This is a genomic window from Photobacterium sp. GB-36 (genome assembly GCF_003026135.1).
Classification (GTDB): Bacteria; Pseudomonadota; Gammaproteobacteria; order Enterobacterales; family Vibrionaceae; genus Photobacterium.
In genome coordinates this window covers 203,093-209,880 of sequence record NZ_PYNY01000006.1, presented here as the reverse complement: position 1 = coordinate 209,880, position 6,788 = coordinate 203,093, and the positions used below count along the sequence as shown (strand labels likewise).

Sequence of the window (6,788 nt, the reverse complement as noted above, 5' to 3'; positions counted from 1 at the left end):
TTTATGAACAACACCTTACCCATCTCACCTTGCAAGGTAAACGTCCCGCTACGATTGATGCTTATAGTCGTGCTCTACGTCGCATTACCCATCAACTGGATAAATCGCCAGACACGTTAACTACCGACGTTCAATAATAAGGATAATGGCTTTCACGCTTCGTAATTAAAGAGGATTTTATTATAAATCAGAGTATTAAAATGATTGGTTCACACCAAGGATAACGTTCGACTTCTTTTTGGCATCCCCCTTCATGATATTTCCAATATTTACTTATATAAGGTAGCTTGGGCTTGTCCAACACTTCGGATAGGTGTCGGCTACGCGACACATATCCTCATTTGTTAGAGTTCTTATTCCGCAATTTCTTCGGTGTTTTTGACACCGAATGGTATATGAACTGACGGAGCAACAGTGCTAGTTGAGCTCAGATGACCAGACTGGTCATCAAAGAAAATATGAGGTTTGAGAACACCCAAAATCAAACCTTTATCAACACCACCTAGGAAGAATGCGTCATTTGTCATTACACCCCATTCTTTCAGCGTATTTAAAGCTCTTTCATGTGAAGGGGCATTCCTTGCTGTAACTATTGAAACTCTTAGTCGATTTCGATAATCAGGTTCAGATTGCTTCTTCTTCTCTTCAATCTTCTGAATTGCTGAGACTTTAACTAAAAACTCTTTCAGCGGACCAGGATTATGAGGCTGTAATACGTTCTTGGTTTCATGCTCATGAAACTGACTTAGGTCGTTGGTGTTGTGCATGACGGATTCTGATTCATCGTCAGCAAGAACACCGTCAAAGTCGAATGCAATTCGCAAGTCATCGTCATCTTCATCGACAATCGTCGATTTCATTACATGACCTGCCGGATAACCTAACCTTATGGCTTCTTTTACATCAGACGAATTGCCTGACAAAAACAAAGAGATACTCAATGCTGGAATGTAGTCATATGGAGATTTACCTTGCATAAAAATCGCACGCGAAATAGGTAAGTTGTAATGCTCGATCGATTTCATAACACGAAGCCCTGTATCTGGGTCATTTCGTGACAACAAGACAACTTCTACTAGTGGGTCTGATTCCGGCTTATCACTCAAATCATTCAGAGAAAGTAAACGCTTCACAAACGAAAATGAGACCCCTTTATCTAAAGGATTATCGATATTCTCTGACTGATACTTACGATATTCCTCTTCACCTTTAGTACGAAAAACCATATCAGATTCAGTTAAATCGAACATTGCACTTGAAGCAACGCCAATTACTAGCCTTTTACCCAATTCATAGGGCATATATACACTCCAAAATTTTAATGATGAATTACTGAGAACTCTAACAGTATATTAATAAGCATTCTTACTTTTACGCTTTATTAATACTGTAAACATTCAACATCTTACTAAAAAAAAGCACCCATTTTCATAGTGTTAGTCGCAAAAAATCACATCCAACCTATATTTTACTGTGATAAAAGTAAGAACTGTTTTTAACCCGTCGGATTAAAAACACAGCTATGAATATTACATCATATATATCAATATCTTATAAATAGAAGCTGAGATAATTAAGCATTTTTTCTTATTTAAAACGAAGTCTAAGCATCAAAATTTACGATTTGCATTATAACTGGACAAATAAACAGGTTTATTCATTAGCAGAAATCAAAAATATCTCGCCTAAATTGATATAGGAATAACACGAGTACTAAAAGAAAGAGAATGGAGATAAGAGAGATGGAGACAAAGTAGGGTTCATCTCCATGTTTAGGCATTATTGCGGCTTGTGGTGATGATAAGACACAGCTTCAAGCGATCCAATTTATGTTCATGTTAGCAGGACAACTGACGTTGCCCTCACCGAATAAAACGATACGTATAAAAGCCCAATCCTTTTGCCCCTGCTGCCAACATGTCATGCAATTAACGGGGATATTTCGACCCAGATAACCGACGTTAAATAATAAGGATAATGGCTTTAACGCTTCAGAACTAAAGAGGATTTTATTATAAATCAGGGTATTAATATTATTGGTTCACACCAAGGATAACGATCGACTGCTTTTTGTCATCACCCTTCATGATATTTCCAATATTTACTTATATAAGGAGGCTTGGGCTTGTCCAACACTTCGGATAGGTGTCGGCTTCGCGACACATATCCTTATCTGTTAGGTGCTAATTGCCCGTACCAACTAGTTCAATCGTGCAGGTTGAACTGCTTGAACCAAAGCTTGTATATCGACATTGTTTAAACCACCTTTTTTTGCCTTATTGTTCAAATAAGTGCCAAACTTCTCGGTGACATAAATGTCGTCCATCCAGCGACGGAACTCACCCAAAGCCTCAACAGGGTAAATCCATGCCATTGGATCTTTTTGGGGGAAATCTTCCGGAAATACGTGCAGGTGTTTTCGACGAAGACCGTATTTTTCATCAAAGCTATTGCCACACCAATGCTTGCCCCATGCCATACCAACGCTTATATCTGGCATCGTATTACTATCAAAAGGCATACCACCTCTAATACCGGAGATTACTAAGTTAGCAATCTCAGAGAAAACACTGAAGTAACCTGACGGTAACTCGTTAAGTGTTATACGCTCGTGAAAAGTTTTCCAATATTGTGGCAGCGAGTCTTCAGGATTGTAGCCTGTGCGTTCATAAATGAATGTACGAAGAGTTAGTTTGGCAAGACTACGATAATTACGTGTGGCCTGTTCCTGTGGTGTTTGAGACTCGAACGCATAGTATTCAAGTATTGCCATGCAATTGACATCGTTGATTGCATGGTAAGTCTTCCCATCGACGGTAATTGGAACATATAAACTACTTGGGTCGCCACCTTGATCCAGAATCAACTGCTCAATAGCCTGACCACGAGGCTTAAAGCGCAAATCTGCTTCCCAATCTTTTACAAGAGTGATTATTACACTTGGTGCGACACCACATAAGGCTGCCAAACCACGAGCACCAAGATACGGAGTGCCGTTGTTCATTACCCCCATTTCAATGCCATCAGGAGCAGTATGTTTTACTGAAGATAGTTGAAGGTTGTATTGTTCCATTTAAAATCCTTGCGATTAGATACCCACTTTTCACATGGGGCCTTATATGCAAGAAAACAAGTATGAAGTACGATATTTTTAGCACCTAACAGTATATTAATAAGCATTCTTACTTTCGCGCAAAAATACACGCATAAAAAACCTTTATCATACTAGATATAATCTATATATATCATGAAGTTGATAACAATTTTTCACGCCTGACGCCAATGAGAGGATGTGATAAGTAAGAAATGTATTTAATCAGTCTTATTAAATACAAACTGAAATATTAAATGATATGATTTTCAATCAGTTATGATTTCACTTCCGTTTTTAACAAGAAATATTTCTTATTAAAAACAGAACTAAAGCGATAAAATCACCACGTTTCATTATAACTGTTGATATAAACAGTAAATAAAACTAATCCAAAACCACGTTAATAAAAAATGAATGAGTATTTGATCTAACAAGTTTTGGGGCAAAAATGAGTTTATTAAACGTGCTTTACTAGCGGCTTTTGCATTGGAATACAATCCAAACTAATGCCTCTTGGTGAATGATAGGTAGATAGTTTCTCCCCTATAAACCCATATGAACGATAGAAAGGCGCCGCATTTATCGTGGATTCTAATTTCAGCAACAATAGGCCGTTTTCTTTAGCCAAGTTTTCCAAAAAAGTAAGCATCTGCTTTGCCGCACCTATTCCACAGTACTCAGGATCAACAAAAATAGCATCAACCATACCGGTTTCAATATTGAGTTTACCACTACCAATAACTCGCCCATCAGTGACAGAAACATAGAACGTTTCCAGCACATCTTGAATGAATCCGTCAGACACTCCCCCATCAGTCCACAATGAAAGCTGTTCTTTACTGTAGTACGCTGAGCATTTATCTAAGATTGCGCGGCTTCTCAACGCATGAATTAAAACCGCATCTGCTTGAGTTGCTTTCCTTATTGTGATCACTAAACTTCTCCCTCGGTATTCACAGAATTCTCAATACAGTAACTAATTAATCTAAAGTTCAAACGTAAGAATGTGCGTGGGCAAATTAATATCAACTTGTTTAGGCTATATATAATTTAACGCAACTAATTTTATAGCCTGTTAACCGACAATAGAAACAAGCCCACAGCGTATTATCTTTGTTTAATTACTTTGTTATATGTTCTAAGCACCTAACAAATCAAGGTGTTTTATCTTTTTGTAGCGTAATGCCATAGATATGCAGTGTGACAACTCTTTCGTTGGAACATGGTCGCCAAGCTTAAATATTAATGCCCGATTACCTTCATACTCAAAGGTATTTCCGTATACCTCTTTAAAGGTATCAACTAAGGTTGTTTGGCAGTGGAAGTAAATACGATATTCATTTGGGAATTTGGGTTTCCAGTCATATCTAATAGTGCTTCCAATTTTAGAAATATAACTTGGCTCTCCCCACTTTAGTGTTTCGATTAAATCAGCAATCCCATGTTCATTTGCTGTATTTATGATAAGTGAACGAATAACTAAGAGAGACTCTGTTACTTCATCAGGATACGTTTCAAATTTTTGTTTAACACTTAAATCCATTCGTTTGCTCCTATAAATAAGAACATATCACGCTTAATTAAAATATGGGCAGCACTACCCCATTACTTTAAGCACTAAAGTGTCACTAAAACAATGTATTGGAGTGTAATCTTATACACTTTCCTATAACACGCATAAATGTTTGCAGTTACAAGTTGATCGTATCTTTTGGGTGATTGATCCCATCGTAAATTTTGACGGGCTCCAAATCATAAGGATTAACGCCATCAAGACATGCAACATTAATTGCAAATTGATGGGGATTAGAACGTCTTTGATGATGAGTATAGATACCGCAAGTCTTACAGAAGTAATGTTTAGCAGTCTTTGTATTGAATTGATAAAGGGTCAAGTTATCTTCTCCCTTTATTATCTTTAGGTTTTCAAGTAATACAGAAGCAGCGATGGCACCACGTTTTCGACACATAGAACATGAACAACGACGAGGATCTTCTAATCCGTTTGGCATGGTCAGCTCTAACTCAACAGCACCACAGTGACATTTTGCAATATGTATTTCTTTAATTTCCATTATTTAATCACCATGTCGATGCACCAACAGAACGACCAAGTTTATTGTGTAGTGAAGTAGTTGTAAGTACATTATTGGGCTTGTGAAATACATTTACACTTTGCTGTAAATAAACCTCAGCCTTAATGTGAGACTGAGGTTTAATGCTTATATTACTGTGGATTATGGACAACTCACCACAGTCCAAAACCAAGACGTTGAACTTGGAATTTCCCAGCTACCCGGATTGTTCTTTGCCTGATAACAAATATTGTTATAAGTCACTGTATCTCCGTTTTTAACCTTTGTTGAACCCGGTATAAACTCAACAGCAGTTGTTGGTGGTAGAGGATCTGTTGGCTGCACAGGATCTGTTGGTGGTACAGGCTCTGTCGGTAGTTCAGGATCAGTGGGTGGCGAAGGATTATCTATGCATTCAACCGCATCCCAAAACCATGACGCGTTACTTGGAACCTCCCAACTGCCAGGGCTATTTTTGGCTTGATAACACTGCCCATCATACGAATAGATCTCACCATTGATGGCTTTGGTTTTTCCGGGGATAAATTCAACGACCTGTGCTGGTGTTTCGGGATCAGTGGGTATTTCAGGATCTGTTGGGGGATCAATAACTATTGAATTACTCGATAGCAACTGCCAATCATCAAGGTAAGCAGATAGGTTATCGGTGCGGATACCGATAGTACCCTCAGTTAATAAATCATTGTTTACCGACAATAATTCGACACCATCTAGGGCCAACGTTAATTTATTACCTACTACAGAAAAGTGAATGTCATACCATTGACCAGCGGCAAGCTTCCCCTCTGTATTAAGGTAGTTTTTAACGCCATTGCTTAATTTGGTTTGAGCCAGAGTAGTGTATGAACCTTGGTATTTTACTTTAATCGTTACATTACCGTCATAACGAATAGAGCCTACATATAAATCATCAGATGTTTGGTAACGAGCAAACGCATGTAAGCCAGACCAAGCAGGTATAGTGCCGGAATTTTTCCATGCTTTAATATACGCCCTGTATTGATTCGTTTGGTCGGTGTACTTTATTTCATTGCCATTACTGTCTTTTCCTATCGCGACGACACGAAAGACTTTATCGTTCGTCCAACCTAACTTCCCACTATCCACAGATTTAGACTGTAAACATCCTGAAGTAACATCAAAATGATCGATGGCGCTTTTATTATTCGAACATTCTAACTGCTGACTATTAGGGTAGCTTGAGAAATCTTCGCCTAACCACGTAAAATTTTCAGATGCCGAGCCACTAATATAAGGCCCTTCACTTTCAGGGTAGGCATCATAGAATGCAGTAGCCGAGTTACTTGCAGTAATTAAACAGAAGGTACCAATGTAGCTAAATATTTTTTTTAGTTTGAAATAATTTTTGATCATTGTTGTATCCTTACATGATTGTTATTTAATGGTTCGTAACCATACTCATACCCATCTGGCGACAACAGTCGATAACGATAGCAGTGCACTCCATCGCATTACTCGCTCACTAGAAACATCGCTTAGCATATTAACCGTTAAATATATCAATCAGCACTTTGCACAACGGTTCAAGCGTTATTTAGGGAGCGTGATTAAAATTAATCGTCATTGATTACATTTTT

Annotated in this window: 6 protein-coding genes and 1 pseudogene; 1 reads left to right on the top strand and 6 read right to left on the bottom strand. The window is 38.0% G+C overall.

The features are described from left to right. Positions 1-125, top strand: a pseudogene (locus tag C9J46_RS21935) (phage integrase N-terminal SAM-like domain-containing protein); the annotation flags it as partial. Between the two features lie 228 nt (positions 126-353). Here C9J46_RS21935 and C9J46_RS08480 read toward each other — a convergent pair. The 6 genes from C9J46_RS08480 to C9J46_RS21490 form a co-directional block, all read right to left on the bottom strand. Further along, on the bottom strand, positions 354-1,301 hold the full coding sequence (locus C9J46_RS08480; protein WP_107290762.1) for a 5'-nucleotidase: 948 nt from the start codon (positions 1,299-1,301) through the stop codon (positions 354-356). Between the two features lie 899 nt (positions 1,302-2,200). Then, a complete protein-coding gene (locus C9J46_RS08470; protein ID WP_042773052.1) occupies positions 2,201-3,073 on the bottom strand; it encodes a hypothetical protein in 873 nt (290 codons plus the stop codon). A gap of 478 nt (positions 3,074-3,551) precedes the next feature. Beyond that, positions 3,552-4,028, bottom strand: coding sequence for a GNAT family N-acetyltransferase (locus C9J46_RS08465; protein WP_199189326.1), 477 nt, complete (start codon positions 4,026-4,028; stop codon positions 3,552-3,554). Between the two features lie 204 nt (positions 4,029-4,232). Then, complete coding sequence (locus C9J46_RS08460; RefSeq protein ID WP_107247881.1) at positions 4,233-4,637, bottom strand: DUF1801 domain-containing protein; 405 nt, start codon at positions 4,635-4,637, stop codon at positions 4,233-4,235. Between the two features lie 148 nt (positions 4,638-4,785). Continuing rightward, the gene (locus C9J46_RS08455; protein ID WP_045130267.1) at positions 4,786-5,169 is read right to left on the bottom strand and encodes a GFA family protein; all 384 of its coding nucleotides are present in this window, start codon (positions 5,167-5,169) and stop codon (positions 4,786-4,788) included. A gap of 162 nt (positions 5,170-5,331) precedes the next feature. Continuing rightward, positions 5,332-6,564 carry a hypothetical protein gene (locus C9J46_RS21490; protein ID WP_146144662.1) on the bottom strand — a complete coding sequence of 411 codons (1,233 nt, stop codon included), beginning with the start codon at positions 6,562-6,564 and terminating at the stop codon, positions 5,332-5,334. Positions 6,565-6,788 lie beyond the last annotated feature (224 nt).